The organism is Actinomadura vinacea, from assembly GCF_039532545.1.
Lineage (GTDB): Bacteria > Actinomycetota > Actinomycetes > Streptosporangiales > Streptosporangiaceae > Spirillospora > Spirillospora vinacea.
The window spans coordinates 673,585-692,390 of sequence record NZ_BAAARW010000012.1 but is presented as its reverse complement, the minus strand read 5'-3'; the positions used below and the strand labels follow the sequence as shown (position 1 = coordinate 692,390).

The following is an 18,806-nucleotide window of genomic DNA, read 5'->3' as shown; positions in this document are numbered from 1 at the left end:
GCGGCTTCAGGCGCCGGTGCGGGTCCAGCCGCCCGCCGCCAGCAGGTCGAGCACCTCGGCCACGGCCTCGTCCGGGGAGAGCCGGGAGGTGTCCAGCACCAGATCGGCGTCGTCGGGCTCCTCGTACGGGTCGGAGATCCCGGTGAACTCGGGGATGAGCCCCGCCCGCGCCTTGGCGTACAGCCCCTTGCGGTCGCGCCGCTCGCACTCCTCCAGCGGCGTCGCGACATGGATCAGCACGAAGTCGCCCGCCGCGCGCACCATCCGCCGCACCTCGGCGCGCGTGGCGGCGTACGGGGCGATCGGCGCGCAGATGGCCACCCCGCCGTGCCGGGTGACCTCGGCGGCCACGAATCCGATCCGCCGGATGTTCAGGTCGCGGTCGGCCTTGGAGAAGGTCAGCCCGGCCGACAGCAGCCGCCGCACCACATCGCCGTCCAGCAGCGACACGGTACGGCCGCCGCGCTCGACCAGCGCGTCGGCCAGGCCGCGCGCCACCGTGGACTTGCCGGAACCGGACAGGCCGGTGAAGAAGACGGTGAGGCCGCGCTCGTGCTTGGGCGGACGGGCCACCGCCAGCTCGGCGGCGACCGCGGGCGGGGTGAACCAGTCGGGGATCGGCTCGCCGGCGTCCAGCAGCTCCTCCAGCCGCTCGGCGGTCAGCTCGGCCTGGACGTGGTCGGGTTCGATGCGGGCGACCGGGCGCCACACCTCAACGTCGGCGTCGTAGGCCCACGGCTCGGGCACCGCTACCGGGACCGCCGTGCCCTCGGCCTCCTCCGCGGCCAGCAGGTGCGTGGCGCCGTAGGCCGCGGCGACGTGCGCGCGCAGCAGCAGGTCGCGGCGGGCGGCGTCGCTGGAACCCGCACCGGTGGCGTCGCGGAGGGGCAGCGGCACCGGGACCACCTCGGTGCCCTCCGGCAGCTCCTTGCGCACCGCCAGCAGCGCCCGCACCAGCGCCTCGTCGTGCCGGCCGGCCAGCAGCGGCAGGACCAGCACCCGGGCGTCCAGCCGCTCGGCGACCTGCCGGAGCTGGCCGAGCTGCTTGCGGTGCAGCGGTTCGCGGGTCGCGACCGCCAGCGTGTTCCCCTCCCGCGGAGGGATCTCGTCCGGGCGGCGGCGCAACCGGTGGAACGGTCCGTGCGCGGGCGCGCGCAGCGGCTCCAGGGTGCCCGCCAGCCGCCAGCCCTGGGAGGTCGGGTCCTGCCAGGCCTCGGCGACGTCGAGCACCGCCAGCGGCACGCCCTCCGGGTCCTGCAGGACGATCCGCTCGTCCGCGGTCAGCTCCTTGGGCACCTCCAGCGTGACCGGCACCGGCCACGGGGTGCCGTCGGCCAGCCGTCCGCCCGCGATCACCATCGCGGTGTCGTACGAGCCGAGGAACCCGGCCAGCGGGCGGTACACGCCGGCCAGCAGCAGCTCCAGGTCGGCGAGCTCGGTCGCGGACGGGCTCCATGCGGGCAGGTCGCGCAGTGTGTCGGGAAGGCCGGCTTCGGCGGTCACCGCGGTCTCCGATCCCGCCCGGCATCGCTACCGGGCTGGTCCAGGTCAACAGGGGTTTCCGCAGAAAAATACCGACCGGAGGCCGGTGCGCGCACCTCGGCGCGGGCGCGGCCGCCCGGATCGGCTGCTCAGATCGGCTCAGATCGGCTCAGATGACACGGGCGAACCGGTTCTCGGGCTTGCGGATCACGAGCGTCACCTCGCTGTGCCGGGCGCTGAACCGGCCGCCGCTCAGCAGCGCCACCAGCCGGCAGAGCAGCCACACCGGACGGCCGGTCGCAGCCCCGAGCGCGTCCGGGCCGTCGGACGAGACGTACTCCTCGCTGATCACCAGGCCGCGCATCGCGCAGTACCACCGCATGCCCTGGCGGGACGCGACCCGCTCGTAGACCGCCCGGGGCGGCGGGGCCGGCTGCCGGGCCGCGGCCGGTTCCGGCCGCGGGGAGGTGGCCGCCGGGTCCCGCGGGACGGGGCGCAGCGCCTCGCGCCGGCCCAGCCCGCGCCACAGCGGCTCCCGCAGCCAGCGGGGCAGCCGGCGGTCGAGGAACCCGAAGGCGGAGTCGCGGTCGCGCAGCCGCACCAGCAGCAGCCCGCCCGGCTTGAGCGCGGCCACGAACCGGTCGAGGACCAGCTCGGCGTGCGGCACCCGCTCGATCAGGAAGGGGGCGTGCACGATGTCGTAGGCGCGCGGCGGCATCGGCACCGTGCGCAGGTCGCCCAGGTGCCAGGCATCCAGGTCGGCGCGGGCGCGGGTGTGCGCGCGCAGCGCCGGGGCGTCCCGGTCGACGCCGGTGGCCTGGTGGTCGCGGCCGCCCAGATCGAGGCCCCGGCCCCAGCCGCACCCGGCCTCCAGCACGTGCACGCGCTGCAGCGGCCGGTCGTGCGCGTACCGCCGTGCCCGGTCGGAGCACAGGTCGCCGGCCTCCAGCGGAGCCGGATGCGCGTCGGCGACCCGCCCCACCGCCGCGCGGCGCGGGAGTCCCCTCATCGAGCCGATCATGCGACCCGCTCCTTTCCGGATGGTCGACCGTCGGGGGGCGACACTGCGTTCGAGTGACACTGGGCGTTCGAGTGACACCGCGGTTGTTCGAGTGACACTGCGGTTGGGCGACACTGCGTTGCGGGGGGCCGGTCACGGATCCGACACACCTGCTCTCGCAGAGTAATCGTGCGACTGCGGACTGTCCTCCATTTGTCCATTCTCGGCAAGTGACGTGTCGCCTTCCGGCCATGGTCGTTTCCGTGGCCGGGGGCCAAACCGGTCGATACCAACCGGCGGACGCAAGTGTTACTTCAGGTGAATTGAGAGCTGCTAACGTACGCCTGATTCCGTAGGTCAGATAGGCCGGATAGGCCGGATGCGCCGCCATGTCGGCCTTTGCGCTTTTTCAGGGGGAATACATGCAGGGCGTGGTCGGCTACTCGCCAGGAGTGTTCGACCTGTTCCATGTCGGGCACCTCGATCTGCTGCGCCGCGCCGCGGCCGGGTGCGACCGGCTCGTGGCCGGCGTGCTCACCGACGAGCTCGCCGCGGAGCTGCACGGCGTCCGCCCGGCCGTCCCGCTGATCGAGCGGATGGAGATCGTCGCGAACGTGCGGCAGGTGGCCGACGTCGTCCCGCTGGGCGAGGCCGGCCTGCACCGCGCGTGGCGGTCGCTGGCCTTCGACCGGCTGTTCACCGGCGCCCCGGACGGCTTCGCGGCCGGGGACGCCGAGCGCGCCCTGGCCGGCACCGGCGTGCGGGTCGTGCGCTTCGACGGGCTGGCCGAGACCGGCAGCCCGGTACTGCGGGGCGCGCTGCGCGGCGCCCGGCACGGCTCCGGCCCGAGGACGTCGGTCGCGTGAGCGCCCCCGCCGCCCCCGCCCCGCCGCCGCGCCGGTTCAGCGCCGCGCTGACCCGGCTCGCGTCCGCGCAGAAGAGCGCCAAGGGCGCCCCCGCCTACTCCCGCTTCGTCAACCGGAAGCTGGGCCGGCTGCTGGCCGCGGCGTCGTACGTGGTCGGGCTGACGCCCAACCAGGTCACCGCGATCAGCGCCGCGTTCACCTTCACCGGCATCGCCCTCATCGCGCTGGTCGACCCCGCGCCCTGGCTGGGCGCGGCGGTGTGCCTGGCGCTGGTCGTCGGGTACGCCTTCGACGCCGCCGACGGCCAGCTGGCCCGGCTGCGCGGCGGCGGCTCCAAGTCCGGCGAGTACCTGGACCACATGGTCGACAGCGCCAAGATCTCCGCGCTGCACCTGGCCGTGCTGGTCTCCTGGTACCGGTTCGGCGACCTGGACCGGGCCGCCTACCTGCTCGTCCCGGTCGGCTTCACCGTGGTGGCCGCGGTGATGTTCTTCGGGATGATCCTCAAGGACCTGCTGGCCCGCGCGCACCGCGCCGCGACCGGCGCCCCCGCCCCGCCCGCCGCCGCGCCGTCCACGCTGCGCTCGCTGCTGGTGATCCCGACCGACTACGGGCTGCTGTGCGTGGCCTTCCTGCTGATCGGGCTCCCCGCGGTGTTCCAGCCGCTGTACGGGCTGATCTTCCTGGGCAACCTGCTGTTCCTGATGGCCGCCTCGGTCAAGTGGTTCCGCGAGGTCGGCGCGCTGGACGCGCCCGCCTCCGCCGACCGCGTGCCGGTGCCGCGGTGAGCGCGCAGGGGGGCCGGCCTGTCGTCGGGTACGTGCCGGGCGCTTACGACATGTTCCACATCGGCCACCTCAACATCCTCAAGCGCGCCCGGACCGAGTGCGACCGCCTGATCGCCGGGGTGGTCACCGACGAGGTGCTGGAGAAGGCCAAGGGGCGGCCGCCGATCGTCCCGCTGGCCGAGCGGCTGGCGATCGTCGGCGGCATGGCGTGCGTGGACGAGGTCGTCACCGACGTCTCCAGCGACAAGGTCGTCATGTGGGAGCGGCTGGGCTTCGACGTGCTCTTCAAGGGCGACGACTGGAAGGGCACCGAGAAGGGCGACCGGCTGGAGGCCGATCTCGGTGCCCGCGGCGTGCGGGTGGTCTACTTCCCCTACACGGTGCACACCTCCAGCACCGCGCTGCGCCGCCTGATCACCGGCTCCTGAGACCGCGGTCCGAGGATTCAGTGGTCTGAGTCGGAGATGTCCAGATCGCTCGGGGTCAGGAACCACACCAGCAGCCCGGCGGCGAGCAGCAGCGCCCCGCCGGCCAGGCTCGCCCCCTCCAGCGAGGCCGTGAACGAGGCCTGGGCGCGTGCGGCCAGCTCGGCCCCGGCGGCGCCCGCCTGCGCGGCGACCTCCATCGCCCCGCCGAGCGACTCCCGCGCGTCCACGGCCGCGGCGCCGGTCACGCCCCGTTCCGCCAGCCAGGACGGCGGCAGGTCGCCGCGGTAGGCGGCGGCGGCCACGCTGCCCAGGACGGCGACGCCGAGCGCGGCGCCCAGCTCGTAGCTGCACTCGTCGACCGCGGCGGCGCTGCCGGACTTCTCCGGCGGCGCCCCGACCATGATCACCGCCGAGGCGATGGCGAGCGCCCCCATCCCGGCGCCGGTCAGCGCCAGCGCGGCCGCGACGGCGAGGTACGACAGCGGCCGCGGCCCCAGGACGATCACCAGGTAGCCGACGCCGCTGACGGCCAGCCCGCCGGCCAGCACGCTCCGGGCGCCGATCCGGGCGGCCAGCGCGGGCGCGGCGGGCGCCATGATCGCGGCGCCGACCGCGGCGGGCAGCAGCCGGACGCCCGTCTCCAGCGGGCCGTACCCCTCGACCAGCTGCATCCACTGGGCGAGCAGCAGCATGACGGCGGCCACCGCCAGGCTGGTGCACAGCGCGGTCAGCGCGCCGGCGGAGAACGCACGGTCGCGGAACAGCCGGACCTCCAGGATCGGGTACGGGGTCCGCGCGCACCAGCCGACGAACAGGGGCAGCGCCACGGCGGCGATCCCGGCCGCGACCAGCGCGCCGGTGTCGCCGAGCCCGTCCTTGCCGAAGTGCTTGATCGCATAGACGAGTGCGACCATGCCGACGATCGACAGGACCGTGCCGACCGCGTCCCAGCGGCCCGGCCGGGGCGCGCGGGACTCGGGCAGCAGCCACAGCGCGGCGGCGACCGCGACCACCATGACCGGCACGTTCACCAGGAACGCCGAGCGCCAGCTGAAGTGCTCCAGCAGCGCGCCGCCGACGATGGGGCCGAGCGCGGAGCCGACCGCGGCGGTCGCCGCCCAGACGCCCAGGGCGGTGGCGCGCTCCTTCGGCTCGGTGAACAGGTGGCGGATCATCGACAGCGTGGACGGCATGATCATCGCCCCGCCGATCCCGAGCAGCGCCCGCACCGCGATGACCTCGCCCGGGCCGTCGGCGAGCAGGACGGCAGCCGAGGCCAGCCCGAACACGGCGAACCCGCTGATCAGCATGAGCCGCCGCCCGAAGCGGTCGCCGAGCGCGGCCACGGTGACCAGCAGGCCGGTCACCACCAGCGAGTAGACGTCCAGGATCCACAGCAGCTGCACCGAGTCCGGCCGCAGGTCGGCCGACAGCGCGGGCAGCGCCACGTTCAGGATCGTGATGTCCATCACGATCAGCAGCAGGCTGGCCGACAGCACGGCCAGCCCGGCCCAGCGCCGCGGGTGCGCGGGCGGCACGGCGGACGGCGCGGCGGGCGGCCGGCCGGACGGGGCGGAGGGCCCGCCGGCCGTGGCGGGGGAGCCGAGGCCGCCGTCGGAGAGGCGCGTCATGAGGTCTCCTCCGCCGCCGGGCGGAAGCCGTCGAAGAACGTCGTGAACAGCAGGCGCTCGATGTCGCGCGGGGCCACGTCCCCACGCAGCAGCCGGTCGCGCAGCGCGACCAGCAGGCCGAACAGGGCGCCGCTGATCCACCGGGCGGGCAGGTCGGCGCGCAGCATCCCCGCGCGCTGGAGCGCGGCGTAGAAGGCGATCTCGCGGTCCTCCAGCCGTTCGCCGCGCTCGACCAGGGCGGGCAGGTCGGCGATGAGGTGCACGGTCAGCGCGAAGCCGTGCTCGTCGACCACATTGAGGAAGCCGCGCAGCAGCGCGCGGAGGGCGGTGTCGAGCGCGGCGGGGTCGCCGGACGCGGCGGCCGCCTCGATCCCGGCCTCGTCCTGGATGGCCTCCCAGCGGTCGAGGGCGCGCCGGGCGATCGTGTGCAGCAGCGTCTCCCGGGTGGCGAAGTGGCGGTGCAGGGTCGCCCGGCTGACCCCGATCCCCTTGGCGAGGTCGCCCATCGAGGCCGTGTGGTGCCGGTTCAGGTGCCGTGTGGCGGCGGCGAGGATGGTCTCTTCGTCGGCCATGTGCGTCAACTCTGTTTCTTATGAGACAACTTCGTCGCAAACGATACATGTCCGACGCAAACGGCCCGCCCGGGGACCGCCACGCGGCGCCCGTCCGGGGCGCGTAGTCTGGTACAGCACCGGGATCTGGAGAGATCACCGGTTCTTCGGGCTGCCTCGCGACCGGCGGGGCGCCCGCCCGGCGGGAATTGAGTGTGCGGGCGAAGATGACGCTTTCTGGACTTGTTGATCTGGCGTGTTCCGGGCCTGAACTGGAGCGCGCACTCAAAGAAGTACGCGTCGACCACGACGTGGTGGCGCCGCCGGCGGTGTGGCCGATCATGGCGTCGGCGCTCAGCCGCGCGCTGACCGAGCGCGACCCGGGCGGCGTGGTGCTCGCGGTGACCGCTACCGGCCGTGAGGCCGAAGACCTGGCCGCCGCCCTCACCAGCCTGCTCGACCCGGAGCGGGTCGCGCACTTCCCGGCCTGGGAGACGCTGCCGCACGAGAAGCTGTCGCCGCGCTCCGACACCGTCGGGCAGCGGCTGGCCGTGCTGCGCCGCCTGGTCCACCCCGAGGCCGCCGGCGACGGCGCCGCGGGGCCCGGCAAGTCGGGACGGCTGGAGGTCGTGGTCACCCCCGTCCGGGCCGTGCTCCAGCCCATCGTGTCCGGCCTGGCCGACCTGGAGCCGGTACGGCTGCGCGGCGGCGAGGACGCCGACCTGGAGGACGCCGTCCACCGCCTGGTCGAGGCCGGCTACCACCGCGTCGACCTGGTCGAGAAGCGCGGCGAGATCGCCGTGCGCGGCGGCATCCTGGACGTCTTCCCGCCCACCGAGGAGCACCCGCTGCGGGTGGAGTTCTGGGGCGACACCGTCGAGGAGATCCGCTACTTCAAGGCCGCCGACCAGCGCTCCCTCGAGATCGCGCAGGACGGGCTGTGGGCCCCGCCGTGCCGCGAGCTGCCGCTGACGCCCGAGGTGCGCGAGCGCGCCCGGCTGCTGGCCGAACGGCACCCGGCCCTGGAGGAGATCCTCACCCGCATCGCCGACGGTGACACCGTCGAGGGCATGGAGGCGTTCTCGCCCGTCCTGGCCGAGCGCATGGAACTGCTCACCGACCTGCTGCCGGCGGGCTCGGCGCTGCTGGTGTGCGAGCCGGAGCGGATCCGCACCCGCGCGGTCGAGCTGGTCCGCACCAGCCAGGAGTTCCTGGAGGCCAGCTGGGTGACCGCCGCCGCGGGCGGGGAGGCCCCGATCGACCTGGGCGCCGCCGCGTTCCGCTCGCTGGAGGAGGTCCGGCTGCACAGCACCGAGCTGGGCCTGCCCCGCTGGACGGTCACCGCGCTGAATCCCCTCGGCGCGGGAGGCGCCGAGGACGCGTCCCCACTGGACGGCACGGCACTGGACGGCACGGCGCTGAATAACACGGCGCTGGATGACACGGTGGACGTGCTCAACCTGGGCGTGCAGCCCGCCGAGGCGTACCGCGGCGACACCGCCCGCGTCATGGGCGACCTCAAGCGCTGGATCGACGACGGCTGGCGGGTCGTCCTGGTCACGCCCGGCCACGGGCCCGCCGAACGGCTCGTCCAGCTCGTCGGCGAGGAGGGCCTGGGCGCCACCCTCACCGACCTGGACCGGCCGCCCAGGACCGCGGTCGTGAACGTCACCACCGGCCTGCTGGAGAACGGCTTCACCTGGGAGAGCGTCAAGCTCGCCGTGGTCACCGAGGCCGACGTGTCCGGGCAGAAGTCCTCCACCAAGGACATGCGGCGGATGCCGTCCCGGCGGCGCGGCGGCGTCGACCCGCTCCAGCTGCGCGTCGGCGACTACGTCGTGCACGAGCAGCACGGCGTCGGCCGCTACGTGGAGATGGTCAGCCGCACCGTCCAGGGCGCCACCCGCGAGTACCTGATCCTGGAGTACGCCAAGAGCGACCGGCTGTTCGTCCCCACCGACCAGCTGGAGGAGCTCACCCGGTACGTCGGCGGCGAGGCGCCGAGCCTGCACCGGCTCGGCGGCGCCGACTGGCAGAAGGCCAAGTCCCGGGCGCGCAAGGCGGTCAAGCAGATCGCCGGCGAGCTGATCCGGCTCTACTCCGCCCGGATGGCCAGCCCCGGCCACGCCTTCGGGAACGACACGCCCTGGCAGCGCGAGCTGGAGGACGCCTTCCCGTACGTGGAGACCCCCGACCAGCTCGCCGCCATCGACGAGGTCAAGGAGGACATGGAGAAGCCCGTCCCGATGGACCGGCTGATCTGCGGCGACGTCGGCTACGGCAAGACCGAGATCGCGGTCCGCGCCGCGTTCAAGGCCGTCCAGGACGGCCGGCAGGTGGCGGTGCTGGTGCCGACCACGCTGCTGGTGCAGCAGCACCTGTCGACCTTCTCCGAGCGGTTCGGCGCCTTCCCCGTCGTGGTGAAGCCGATCTCCCGGTTCCAGACCGACGGGGAGATCGACGAGACGCTGCGCGGGCTGGCCGAGGGCTCGGTGGATGTGGTCGTCGGCACGCACCGCATCCTGTCCGCGCAGACCCGCTTCAAGGAGCTCGGCCTGGTCGTGATCGACGAGGAGCAGCGCTTCGGCGTCGAGCACAAGGAGGAGCTGAAGCGGCTGCGGACGCAGGTCGACGTGCTGGCGATGTCGGCCACCCCGATCCCGCGGACGCTGGAGATGGGCCTGACCGGCATCCGGGAGATGTCCACCATCCTCACCCCGCCGGAGGAGCGGCACCCGATCCTCACCTTCGTCGGGCCGTACGAGGAGAAGCAGATCGCCGCGGCCGTCCGCCGCGAGCTGCTGCGCGAGGGGCAGGTGTTCTTCGTCCACAACCGGGTCCGCTCGATCAACAAGGTCGCGGCGAACCTGGCGCGGCTGGTCCCGGAGGCGCGGATCGCCACCGCGCACGGCCAGATGAACGAGCACGAGCTCGAGAAGGTCATGGTGGACTTCTGGGAGAAGAACTACGACGTCCTGGTCGCCACCACGATCGTCGAGTCCGGGCTGGACGTGCCCAACGCCAACACGCTGATCGTCGACCGCGCCGACATGTACGGGCTGTCGCAGCTGCACCAGCTGCGCGGCCGGGTCGGCCGGGGCCGGGAGCGGGCCTACTCCTACTTCCTGTACCCGCCGGAGGTCCCGCTGACCGAGACCGCGCACGAGCGGCTGGCCACCCTCGCCCAGCACACCGAGATGGGCGCCGGCATGTACGTGGCCATGAAGGACCTGGAGATCCGCGGCGCCGGCAACATCCTGGGCGCCGAGCAGTCCGGGCACGTCGCCGGCGTCGGGTTCGACCTGTACGTGCGGATGGTCGGCGAGGCGGTGCGGGAGCTCAAGGAGGGCGGCGAGGGCGTCCCGGAGATGCCGGAGACCAAGGTCGAGCTGCCGGTGGACGCGCACCTGCCGCACGAGTACGTCCCGGGCGAGCGACTGCGGCTGGACGCCTACCGCAGGATCGCCGCGATCACCTCCGAGGACGAGATCGGCGCGGTGCACGAGGAGCTGAAGGACCGGTTCGGGCCGCTGCCGGTGCCGGTGCTCAACCTGCTGGAGGTCGCCCGGTTCCGGGTCCGGGCCCGGAAGGCGGGCCTCACCGAGGTCACCCTGCAGGGCAACTTCGTCAAGTTCTCGCCGGTGGACCTGCCCGAGTCCCGCCAGGTGCGGCTCCAGCGGCTCTACCCCAGGAACGTGCTGAAGCAGAACGTCAAGACGCTGCTGGTGCCCACGCCCAAGACGGCGCCGCTCGGCGGCCGCCCGCTGCGCGACATGGAACTGCTGAAATGGGCCGCCGACCTGGTCGAGGCCCTGTTCCTGGAGCCGCCCGGCGGCACCATGGGCCCAGGGCCTGTCTCGAAGTAACCTCGGGTACCGCGCGAGTGCGCTACCTGGCCGGTGAGGCGATGCCGGAGGCGAGCTTCACCGGGCAGATCGCGAAGCGATGTCGCGCTCGCACCAAGCACGGTCAGGGTGCGAGCCGCCAGGCGAGTGCCCTGGGCCGGGATTGCAAAAACACAGCCCGACGAGATGGGAGGATCCGTGTCCGGTAGAACGATCAAGGCCGTGGCCGCCGCGGCGGTGGCCGCCGCCGCGCTGGCGGGCTGCGGCGGCGGTGAGATGAAGGTGGGCTCCGCCGCCCTCGTCGGCGACGAGCGCATCGCCGTCTCCACCCTCAACGGGGCCGTCAGCGACTGGCAGCGCGAGTTCCGCGCCGACCCGATGGCCAACCGGATGCGGGCCGACCCGGGCAGCTTCGGGCAGGGCGGCACGGCCGAGCCGCTGTCGGAGACCGATCTGCGCCGCGCCCTCGACCTGCTGGTCCGGTTCCGGATCGCCGACGAGGTCGCCCGCCGGCAGAACCTCCCGGTCTCCGCGGGCCGGGTCGACCAGATCGTGGACGACATGAACCAGAGCGGCGGCGCGGCGTCCACCGTCCGCGCCGTCGGGCTGCCCGCCCGCTACACCCGGGACGTGGCCCGGCTGGTGGCCGTGGAGCTCGACCTGGGCAAGCGGTTCGGCGGCACCGACGACCCGCGCAGCCCGCAGAGCATGGCGGCCGAGGCCCGGGTCGACGCCGTCCTCACCGGCACCGCCGGGAAGATGAAGATCAAGATCAATCCGCGGTTCGGCTCCTTCGACCCGAACCGGGTCTCGATCAGCCCCGTCACCGCCCGCCTGTCCGCCCCCGAGTCGGGTACCCGCTGAGCCATGGACGCCAATCTGATCCTGCTGGCGACCACCCACCGGGTGGCGCCCGGCCTGCTGACCTGGAGGGCGTGGGAGGCGCTGCGCTCGGCCGGGCGGGTGCTGGCCGGGGCGGCCGACCACCCGCTGCTGCCCTACCTCCTGGACGCCGGGGTCGAGGTCCAGGTGACGGCGCCCGACGCCCGCGAGCTGGTGGACGCGGCGCGCGCCGAACCGGTCGTGTGGCTGGCCGCGCCGGACGGCGACGAGCGGCTGATGCGCCGCGTCGGTGAGATCGCGGTCGGCGACCCGCTCGACATCGAGGTGCTGCACGGCTCCTACGACCTGCCGGGCGCCCGCCTGCTCGACCTGGTCTCGGTGATGGACACGCTGCGCCGCGAATGCCCCTGGGACGCCGAGCAGACCCACGCCTCCCTCGTCCGGTACCTGCTGGAGGAGGCCTACGAGGTCGCCGAGACCGTCGAGGAGGGCGACTACGGCGCGCTCCGCGAGGAGCTGGGCGACGTGCTGATGCAGGTGGCCTTCCACTCGGTGGTGGCGGGCGAGCGCACCGACGAGACCGCGTTCACCATCGACGACGTGGCGGCGGGGATCGTCGACAAGCTGGTCCGGCGGCACCCGCACGTGTTCGGCGACGTGACCGTGTCCGGCGCCGACGAGGTCAACGCCAACTGGGAGGAGATCAAGGCGGCCGAGCGGGCGGCCAAGGCCGAGGCCGGCGACGGGACGGCGCCCTCGGCGCTGGACGGCGTGCCGATGGGCCAGCCCGCGCTGTCGCTGGCCGCCCAGCTCCAGCGGCGGGCCGCCCGGGAGGGCGCCCCCGAGGACCTGGCGCCCGCCGGGGACGGCGTCGCGGAACGGCTCTTCGCGCTCGTCCGGGAGGCGCAGGACCGAGGGCTGGACCCGGAGGCGGAATTGCGGGCGGTCTCCCGGGTATTCCGTGACCGTGTCCAAGCCTGGGAACAGGAGCGGAACACCGGATAAGGCGGCGGGCGCCCGGAAGATCGCTGTTTGGGTGGTCCGCCGGGTGCGGCTTGTCTACGCTGAGCCCGTGCTGGCTGACGCTCAGGACGACGCCGAGGACGGTTCCACGGGACTTTGGCGCGCGGCCGAGGCCGGCCGGCCCGCCGGCGCCGACCGCGCCCGGGTCATCCGCGGGCTGGGCGGCCTCAGCGTGCTCGCCGGCGTGCTGGTCGCGCTGGTCGCGCTGCCGGCCATGTGCCTGACCGGGGTCGGCGCCCGCGACGCGGCCCACTGGTTCCAGAGCGAACCGGAGGACCTCGACACCGCCGGCGTCCCGCAGCGGTCCCGGATCCTGGCCGCCGACGGCAGCACCATCGCGACCTTCTACTACGAGAACCGGATCGACGTGCGGATCGACCAGGTCGCCCCGATCGCCCGCCGCGCCGTGCTGGCCATCGAGGACAGCCGGTTCTACGAGCACGGCGCCCTGGACGCCCAGGGCACGCTGCGGGCGCTGGTCAGCAATCTCGACTCCGGCCAGGTCACCCAGGGCGGCTCGGGCATCACCCAGCAGTACGTGAAGAACCTGCTGCTCACCACGTCGCAGTCGACGGAGGAGCAGCGGGCGGCCAAGGAGGTCACGGCCGCCCGCAAGGTCCGCGAACTGCGGTACGCGGCGGCGCTGGAACGCCGCTACTCCAAGGACGAGATCTTCGCCCGCTACCTCAACATCGCCTACTTCGGCGGCGGCGCGTACGGCATCGAGGCCGCCTCCCGGTACTTCTTCTCCAAGTCCGCCGCCCGGCTGAACCTGCCGGAGGCGGCGCTGCTGGCCGGGGTGATCCGCTACCCCTACGCCTACGACCCCGAACGCCGTCCCGGCGCCGCCAAGGACCGCCGCGACACCGTCATCAGGCGGATGGCCCAGCTGGGCTGGATCACCCGCGCCGAGGAGTCCGCCGCCCTCCGCCGGCCGCTCGGGCTGCGCGTCCACCGGACCCCCAGCGGCTGCGTCACCAGCACGGCCCCGTTCTTCTGCGACTACGTCCAGCGCGAGATCCTCACCGACCCCGTCTTCGGCGCCACCGCCAAGGAACGCGAGAAGCTGCTGAAACGGGGCGGGCTCACCATCCGCACCACCCTCGACCGCAGGACCCAGAAGGCCGCCCAGCGCGCCGTCGACCGGCACGTGCCGCGCAAGAACTCCGCCCGCAAGGCCGCCGCGGAGGCGCTGGTCGAACCCGGCACCGGCGAGATCAAGGGCATGGCCGTCGACCGGCGGCTGGGCTCGGACAAGGAACGCGGCAAGACCTGGATCAACTTCGCCGCCGACGCCAGCCACGGCTCCAGCATCGGGATGCAGGCCGGGTCCACCTTCAAGGCGTTCACGCTGGCGGCCGCGCTGGAGGACGACATGCCGTTCGGCACCCGGCTGATGGCGCCGCGCGCCTTCACCCCGTCCGGGTTCCGCGACTGCGAGGGCCGTCCGCTCAAGAGCAGCGAACGGCTGCGCAACTCCGCCGACGGCGAGGGCGGCAAGCGGTTCAGCCTGGTCACCGGCACGCACCATTCGGTGAACACCTTCTTCCTCGTCCTGGAGCGCGAGGTCGGCCTCTGCGAGACGGTCAAGATGGCCGAGCGGCTGGGCATGCGGCAGGCCGACGGCAAGCCGATGGAGCAGTACCCGTCGTTCACGCTCGGGTTCAACCAGGTCTCGCCGCTGCGGCTGGCCGCCGCGTACGCCACGTTCGGCGCCCGCGGCCGGCACTGCGAGCCGATCGCCATCAAGCAGATCACCGACCCCGCGGGGAAGCGGCTGAAGGTGCCGTCCGCCAACTGCCGGCAGGTGCTGGACAAGGGCGTCGCGGACGCCGTCAACCACGTCCTGCGCGGCGTCCTCACCAAGGGCACCGCGCGCGGCATGGGCCTGGGCCGGCCCGCCGCCGGCAAGACCGGCACCGTCGACAACTTCTCCGCCGCCTGGTTCGCCGGCTACACACCCGACCTGGCCGCGGCCGTCTGGGTCGGGGACCCGCGCGGCGGCTACCGCCACCCGATGACCAGCCTGTGCATGGACGGCCGCTGCTACGGCCCGGTGTTCGGCGCCACCATTCCCGCGCCGATCTGGCGGGACAGCATGGTCGGCGCGCTGGCCGGACGGCCCGCCTCCGGCTTCCACCGGCCGCCCTCGCACTACTTCAGCAAGGGCTCCGGGGAGGACCGGGTCGAGCTGCCCGACGTGCGCGGCCTGGAGGTCGCCGAGGCGATCGCCAAACTCCGGTCCGCCGGCTTCAGGGCACGGATCGGCGCGGCCGTCGAGTCCGGCGAGTACCCGCGCGGCCGCGTGGCCGAGATGTCCCCCGGCCCCGGCCGGGCCGAGCCGGGCGGGACGGTCACGCTGCGTCCCAGCAAGGGCGACGACGCGGCGCCGCCCCGCACCCCGGAGCCGTCCGGCCCGCCCGGCCCGGGCGGACCGGGCGGGCCGCAGCTCCCGATCCCGACGATCCCGCCGGTCCAGCGTCCCGCGGATTGAGGGCGATGACCGGCATGATTGTGTGACGGGTCCGGCGGCCGGGTAGATCCTTCGGCGGTACGGGGCCGTCGGGGGACCCGTCCAGGGGAGCGGGGAAGATCGTCATGCGTGCCATCGCCATTGCCGAGCTCGGCGCCGCGCCGGTGCCGATGAACCTTCCGGTGCCGGCACCCGGGCCCGGGGAGGCACTGGTCAAGATGGTCGCGGCCGGGCTCAACCCGCTCGACTGGAAGATCGCCGACGGGATGCTCAAGGACTCGGTGCCGCACACCTTCCCGCTGGTCATGGGCGTGGACGGCGCGGGCGTGGTCGACGCCGTCGGCGAGGGCGCCCGGTTCCCGGTGGGCGAGCAGGTCTTCGGCCGGTTCTTCGGGGTTCCGCGCGGCCTGGGCACCTACGCCGAGTACACGATCGCGTCCCCCGAAGACGCCGTGATGCCGATGCCGGAGGGCCTCCTCTACAGCCGGGCCGCCGCGCTGCCGACCCCATGCATGAGCGCGCTGGCCATCCTCGACGAGGCCGATCTGGAGCCGGGCCGCTCGGTCCTGGTCGTCGGCGCCACCGGGGGCGTCGGCCGGCCGGTGGTACGGCTGGCGTCCGCCCGCGGCGCCACGGTCATCGCCACCGCCCAGCCGGATCTGGCCGAACGGCTGCGGGAGCTGGGCGCGGCCGAGACCGTCGACCACACCGCGGGCGATCTGAACGAGCAGGTCCGGGCGCTCCGCGGCGACGGCGTGGACGCGATCATCGACCTGGTCGGCGACCGGGCGGCGGCCGAGCGGCTGGCCGCGCTGCTGCCCCCCGGCGGCGTGTACATCAGCACGGTGTGGGCGCTGAACCCCGACGCCATGGCGGCCCAGGACCTCCGCGGCGTCAACCTTGAGTACACCCCCACCTTGGAGCTGCTCGAACGCGCCGTGGACCTGGTGGGCAAGGGCGAGATGGCGGTCGACGTCGCGGAGGAGATCCCCCTGGCGGAGGCGCCCGCCGCGATCGCGCGCAGCCGTTCGGGCAGCATCCGTGGCAAGACCGTGATCCGTCCCTGAGGCGGTTGCAGGGGGAGGCGACCATGAGCGAAGAGGAGAAGCGGACCCGGCTCCGCCAGATCGAGGAGACCCTGGCGACGGTGCGCGGCGAGCTGGGCGACCGCTCCGACGACCCGCAGGACTACGGCGACGCCGGCCAGGACCTCGTGGCCCGCGAGGAGCACGCCGCCCAACTGGAGGCCCTGGAAACCGAACGAGACCGCCTACTGGAAGAACTGGGCGAGTGATCGTCGTGTTCCCCAGGGCCTCCACTTAGATCAACGCGGCTCGCCAGAAGATGCGGGCAGCTGGAGGACGAATCTGGCGCCGGGTCTGCCGTCCGGGCGTCCGGTCAGGACGAGGGATCCGCCGTGTGCGATGGCGATGTCGCGGGCGATCGCCAGGCCCAGGCCGGTGCCGCCGGCGTCGCGGTGCCGGGATTCGGCGAGCCGGGTGAAGCGTTCGAAGACCCGTTCCTGGTCGGCGGGCGGGATGCCGGGGCCGTCGTCGTAGACCTCGATGACGGCGGTGCGGGGCGAGTCGGCGGCGCCCGCGTGCGGGACGAGGCCGACGGTGACGGTCACCTCGCTCTCGGCGTGCCGGTCGGCGTTGTCGAGGAGGTTGGTCAGCAGCCGGGCCAGTTCCGACCGGCCGCCGCGGACGATCACCGGTTCGCCGCCGGTCACCGTGAACCGGGACCGCCGCGGCCGGCTCAGCACCTCCTGGTCGGCCAGCGCCTGGAGGTCGATCTCCTCCATGGCGATCCGCGGGTCGGACTCCAGGCGGGAGATGGCCAGCAGGTCGTCCAGGACGGCCTGCAGCCGCTCGGCGTTGACCAGGATCGCCTCCAGGGTCTCGTACTGGTCAGGGGGGCGCTCCGGGTCCGACAGCGCCAGTTCCAGTTCCATCCGCAGCCCGGTCAGGGGGCTGCGGAGCTCATGCGAGGCGTCGGAGACGAAGCTGCGCAACCTGGCGACCGCGCCCTCCAGCCGGTCCAGGGTGGCGTTGACGCTCTCGGCGAGCCGGGCCACCTCGTCGTTGCGGTCGGGCACCGGTACCCGGCGCTGGAGGTCGGTGGCGGTGATCTCGTCCAGTCGGGCGCGGATCTCCTCTACGGGGCGCAGCGCGCGCCCGGCCGCCTGCCAGGTCACGTAGCCCGCCAGCAGCATCAGCAGCGGGATCGACAGAAACGCCAGCAAGGCCCCGCGAGGACTCGGTATCAGGCCGGGTTCGGGGGCCATGGCGTAGACCAGGTACCCGTACGGGCCTCTCTCGACCCTGTAGACGACCACCAGGTAGCAGGGCCCGTCGGGTGCCTCGATGTCGCAGCTGCGCCCCTCCCGCCTGGTGAGCATCGGATCGGGCGGCGGGAAGTCGACCCGCGGGTAACCGGCCATCCCGTTGGTCGTGCTCACGATCACGCCCCGGCCGTCCACGACCTGGATGAGCTCCACGGAGATCAGCCGCGGGACGAGCCGGCCCACCTGGATGAGCCGGACGATCTGGCTGCCGGATCTGGCCAGGTCCCCCTTCGTGTCCCGCACGTCGTGCTGACGGAGCAGCACCAGCACACCGATGCAGAGCGCGACCGCGAGGACCCCGGCCACCAGCACCGCCCAGGCGGTCGTCCGGACGCGGATCGCGGGGTCGAGCAGCCCGCCGCGGCGTGCCCACGGGGTCCTGGCCGCAGCCCGGTCGCGTCCCACCGGAGAAGCGTTCCCCGGGGCGGGTAAAAGGGAGCCCCGCCGAGGGTAAACCTCGGCGGGGCTCGCGACGGGCGGCGGTCAGGTGGACGCGGCGGCCTTGTCGGCGTCGGGCGGCGCCTGGTCGGCGGGGACGGCGGGCTCGGCGGCGGGCGGCTCCTGGCCGCGCTCGGCGAGGTGCTGCCGGATGGAGTAGGCCAGCGCCGCGGCCCACACGGCGTAGATGACGGCGTAGAAGGCGTACCGGACGCCGTCGGGCGCGTCGATCCAGTCGCCGCGCAGCAGGGTGCGGGTGTTGGTGAGGATGATGATGCCGCCGACCGCGCTGCCCAGCACCCGCGGCGGGACGTGCCGCACCAGCCAGGCGGCGATCGGGGCGGCGATCACGCCGCCGATCAGCAGCGCGGCGACCCAGCCGTAGTCGATGTCCTCGGAGCCGATGCCGACCAGGAATCCGAGGCTGGCGGCGACGGCGATGAGGAACTCGCTGGTGTCGACCGAGCCGATGGTCTTGCGCGGCTCGAGCCGTCCGCTGGCCAGGATGGCGGGGGTGCCGACGGGCCCCCATCCGCCGCCGCCGGTGGAGTCGACGAATCCGGCGACCAGGCCGAGCGGGCCGAGGAACCGCTTGCGCAGCGGCTTGCCGAGCTGGTCCTTGCGCAGGCCCCAGGCGGTGAAGCGGACGAGGATGTAGACGCCGAGCGCGAGCAGGATGATGGACATCACAGGCTCGGCGGTCTCGGTGGACAGCTTGGACAGGAAGGTCGCGCCGGCGAAGGCGCCGACCGCCCCGGGGATGCCGATCTTGGCGACGACCCGCCAGTCGACGTTGCCGAACCGCCAGTGCGAGGCGCCCGAGACCAGCGTGGTCCCGATCTCGGCCAGGTGGACGGTGGCCGAGGCCGCGGCCGGGTTGGTGCCGATGGCCAGCAGCAGCGTGGTCGATGTGACCCCGTAGGCCATGCCGAGGCTGCCGTCGACGAGCTGGGCGCCCAGGCCGACGAGGGCGAGCAGGACGAGTTTGCGCACGGGCTTCACCACCAGGGGTGTGTGTGGAGAGGAGGAGGGGGCTGGCGGGCGTCAGGGAACGCCTTGGCTTGATCTATTTCCTACTATTCTAGTTCTGT

The 18,806-nt window shown here is 73.6% G+C and carries 15 protein-coding genes; 9 read left to right on the top strand and 6 right to left on the bottom strand.

Annotated features, from left to right (window positions below; genetic code table 11):
- Positions 1-6: 6 nt before the first annotated feature.
- Both cysC and ABD340_RS18525 read right to left on the bottom strand, forming a co-directional pair.
- A complete protein-coding gene (gene cysC / locus ABD340_RS18530) occupies positions 7-1,503 on the bottom strand; it encodes an adenylyl-sulfate kinase (protein ID WP_344590228.1) in 1,497 nt (498 codons plus the stop codon).
- Between the two features lie 148 nt (positions 1,504-1,651).
- Positions 1,652-2,503 (bottom strand): class I SAM-dependent methyltransferase, encoded by an 852-nt coding sequence (locus ABD340_RS18525; RefSeq protein ID WP_344590227.1) that lies wholly within the window; start codon positions 2,501-2,503, stop codon positions 1,652-1,654.
- A gap of 401 nt (positions 2,504-2,904) precedes the next feature.
- Here ABD340_RS18525 and ABD340_RS18520 point away from each other — a divergent pair, with 401 nt between their 5' ends.
- From ABD340_RS18520 to ABD340_RS18510, 3 genes are read left to right on the top strand one after another with little or no spacing between them, the layout of a single operon-like run.
- The gene (locus tag ABD340_RS18520; protein ID WP_344590226.1) at positions 2,905-3,348 is read left to right on the top strand and encodes an adenylyltransferase/cytidyltransferase family protein; all 444 of its coding nucleotides are present in this window, start codon (positions 2,905-2,907) and stop codon (positions 3,346-3,348) included.
- Complete coding sequence (locus tag ABD340_RS18515; RefSeq protein WP_344590225.1) at positions 3,345-4,136, top strand: CDP-alcohol phosphatidyltransferase family protein; 792 nt, start codon at positions 3,345-3,347, stop codon at positions 4,134-4,136. The genes ABD340_RS18520 and ABD340_RS18515 overlap by 4 nt, the downstream gene beginning before the upstream one ends.
- Positions 4,133-4,564, top strand: coding sequence for an FAD synthase family protein (locus ABD340_RS18510; protein WP_344590224.1), 432 nt, complete (start codon positions 4,133-4,135; stop codon positions 4,562-4,564). The genes ABD340_RS18515 and ABD340_RS18510 overlap by 4 nt, the downstream gene beginning before the upstream one ends.
- A gap of 17 nt (positions 4,565-4,581) precedes the next feature.
- Here ABD340_RS18510 and ABD340_RS18505 read toward each other — a convergent pair whose 3' ends face one another.
- Both ABD340_RS18505 and ABD340_RS18500 read right to left on the bottom strand, forming a co-directional pair.
- The gene (locus ABD340_RS18505; protein WP_344590223.1) at positions 4,582-6,195 is read right to left on the bottom strand and encodes an MFS transporter; all 1,614 of its coding nucleotides are present in this window, start codon (positions 6,193-6,195) and stop codon (positions 4,582-4,584) included.
- Positions 6,192-6,767, bottom strand: a complete 576-nt coding sequence (locus ABD340_RS18500; RefSeq protein ID WP_344590222.1) for a TetR/AcrR family transcriptional regulator — start codon at positions 6,765-6,767, stop codon at positions 6,192-6,194. Before ABD340_RS18500 ends, ABD340_RS18505 begins: the two co-directional genes overlap by 4 nt.
- Positions 6,768-6,973: 206 nt before the next feature.
- Here ABD340_RS18500 and mfd point away from each other — a divergent pair, with 206 nt between their 5' ends.
- The 6 genes from mfd to ABD340_RS18470 all read left to right on the top strand — a co-directional run bounded on the left by mfd (position 6,974) and on the right by ABD340_RS18470 (position 16,224).
- Entirely contained in the window at positions 6,974-10,612 is a 3,639-nt protein-coding gene (gene mfd / locus ABD340_RS18495; protein ID WP_344590221.1) for a transcription-repair coupling factor, read from the top strand.
- Between the two features lie 177 nt (positions 10,613-10,789).
- Positions 10,790-11,455 carry a SurA N-terminal domain-containing protein gene (locus tag ABD340_RS18490; protein ID WP_344590220.1) on the top strand — a complete coding sequence of 222 codons (666 nt, stop codon included), beginning with the start codon at positions 10,790-10,792 and terminating at the stop codon, positions 11,453-11,455.
- 3 nt (positions 11,456-11,458) lie between these two features.
- Positions 11,459-12,439 carry a MazG family protein gene (locus ABD340_RS18485; RefSeq protein WP_344590219.1) on the top strand — a complete coding sequence of 327 codons (981 nt, stop codon included), beginning with the start codon at positions 11,459-11,461 and terminating at the stop codon, positions 12,437-12,439.
- Positions 12,440-12,506: 67 nt separating this feature from the next.
- Positions 12,507-14,951 carry a penicillin-binding protein gene (locus tag ABD340_RS18480; protein ID WP_344590218.1) on the top strand — a complete coding sequence of 815 codons (2,445 nt, stop codon included), beginning with the start codon at positions 12,507-12,509 and terminating at the stop codon, positions 14,949-14,951.
- Positions 14,952-15,055: 104 nt separating this feature from the next.
- On the top strand, positions 15,056-15,997 hold the full coding sequence (locus ABD340_RS18475; RefSeq protein ID WP_344590217.1) for an NADP-dependent oxidoreductase: 942 nt from the start codon (positions 15,056-15,058) through the stop codon (positions 15,995-15,997).
- Positions 15,998-16,020: 23 nt separating this feature from the next.
- Positions 16,021-16,224, top strand: coding sequence for a hypothetical protein (locus ABD340_RS18470; RefSeq protein WP_344590216.1), 204 nt, complete (start codon positions 16,021-16,023; stop codon positions 16,222-16,224).
- Positions 16,225-16,254: 30 nt separating this feature from the next.
- On the opposite strand, the gene ABD340_RS18465 is transcribed toward ABD340_RS18470, so the two are convergent.
- Together ABD340_RS18465 and ABD340_RS18460 are read right to left on the bottom strand one after the other, a co-directional pair.
- Positions 16,255-17,682 (bottom strand): sensor histidine kinase, encoded by a 1,428-nt coding sequence (locus ABD340_RS18465; RefSeq protein WP_344590215.1) that lies wholly within the window; start codon positions 17,680-17,682, stop codon positions 16,255-16,257.
- Between the two features lie 78 nt (positions 17,683-17,760).
- Entirely contained in the window at positions 17,761-18,708 is a 948-nt protein-coding gene (locus ABD340_RS18460; protein WP_344590214.1) for a sulfite exporter TauE/SafE family protein, read from the bottom strand.
- Between the last annotated feature and the right edge of the window lie 98 nt (positions 18,709-18,806).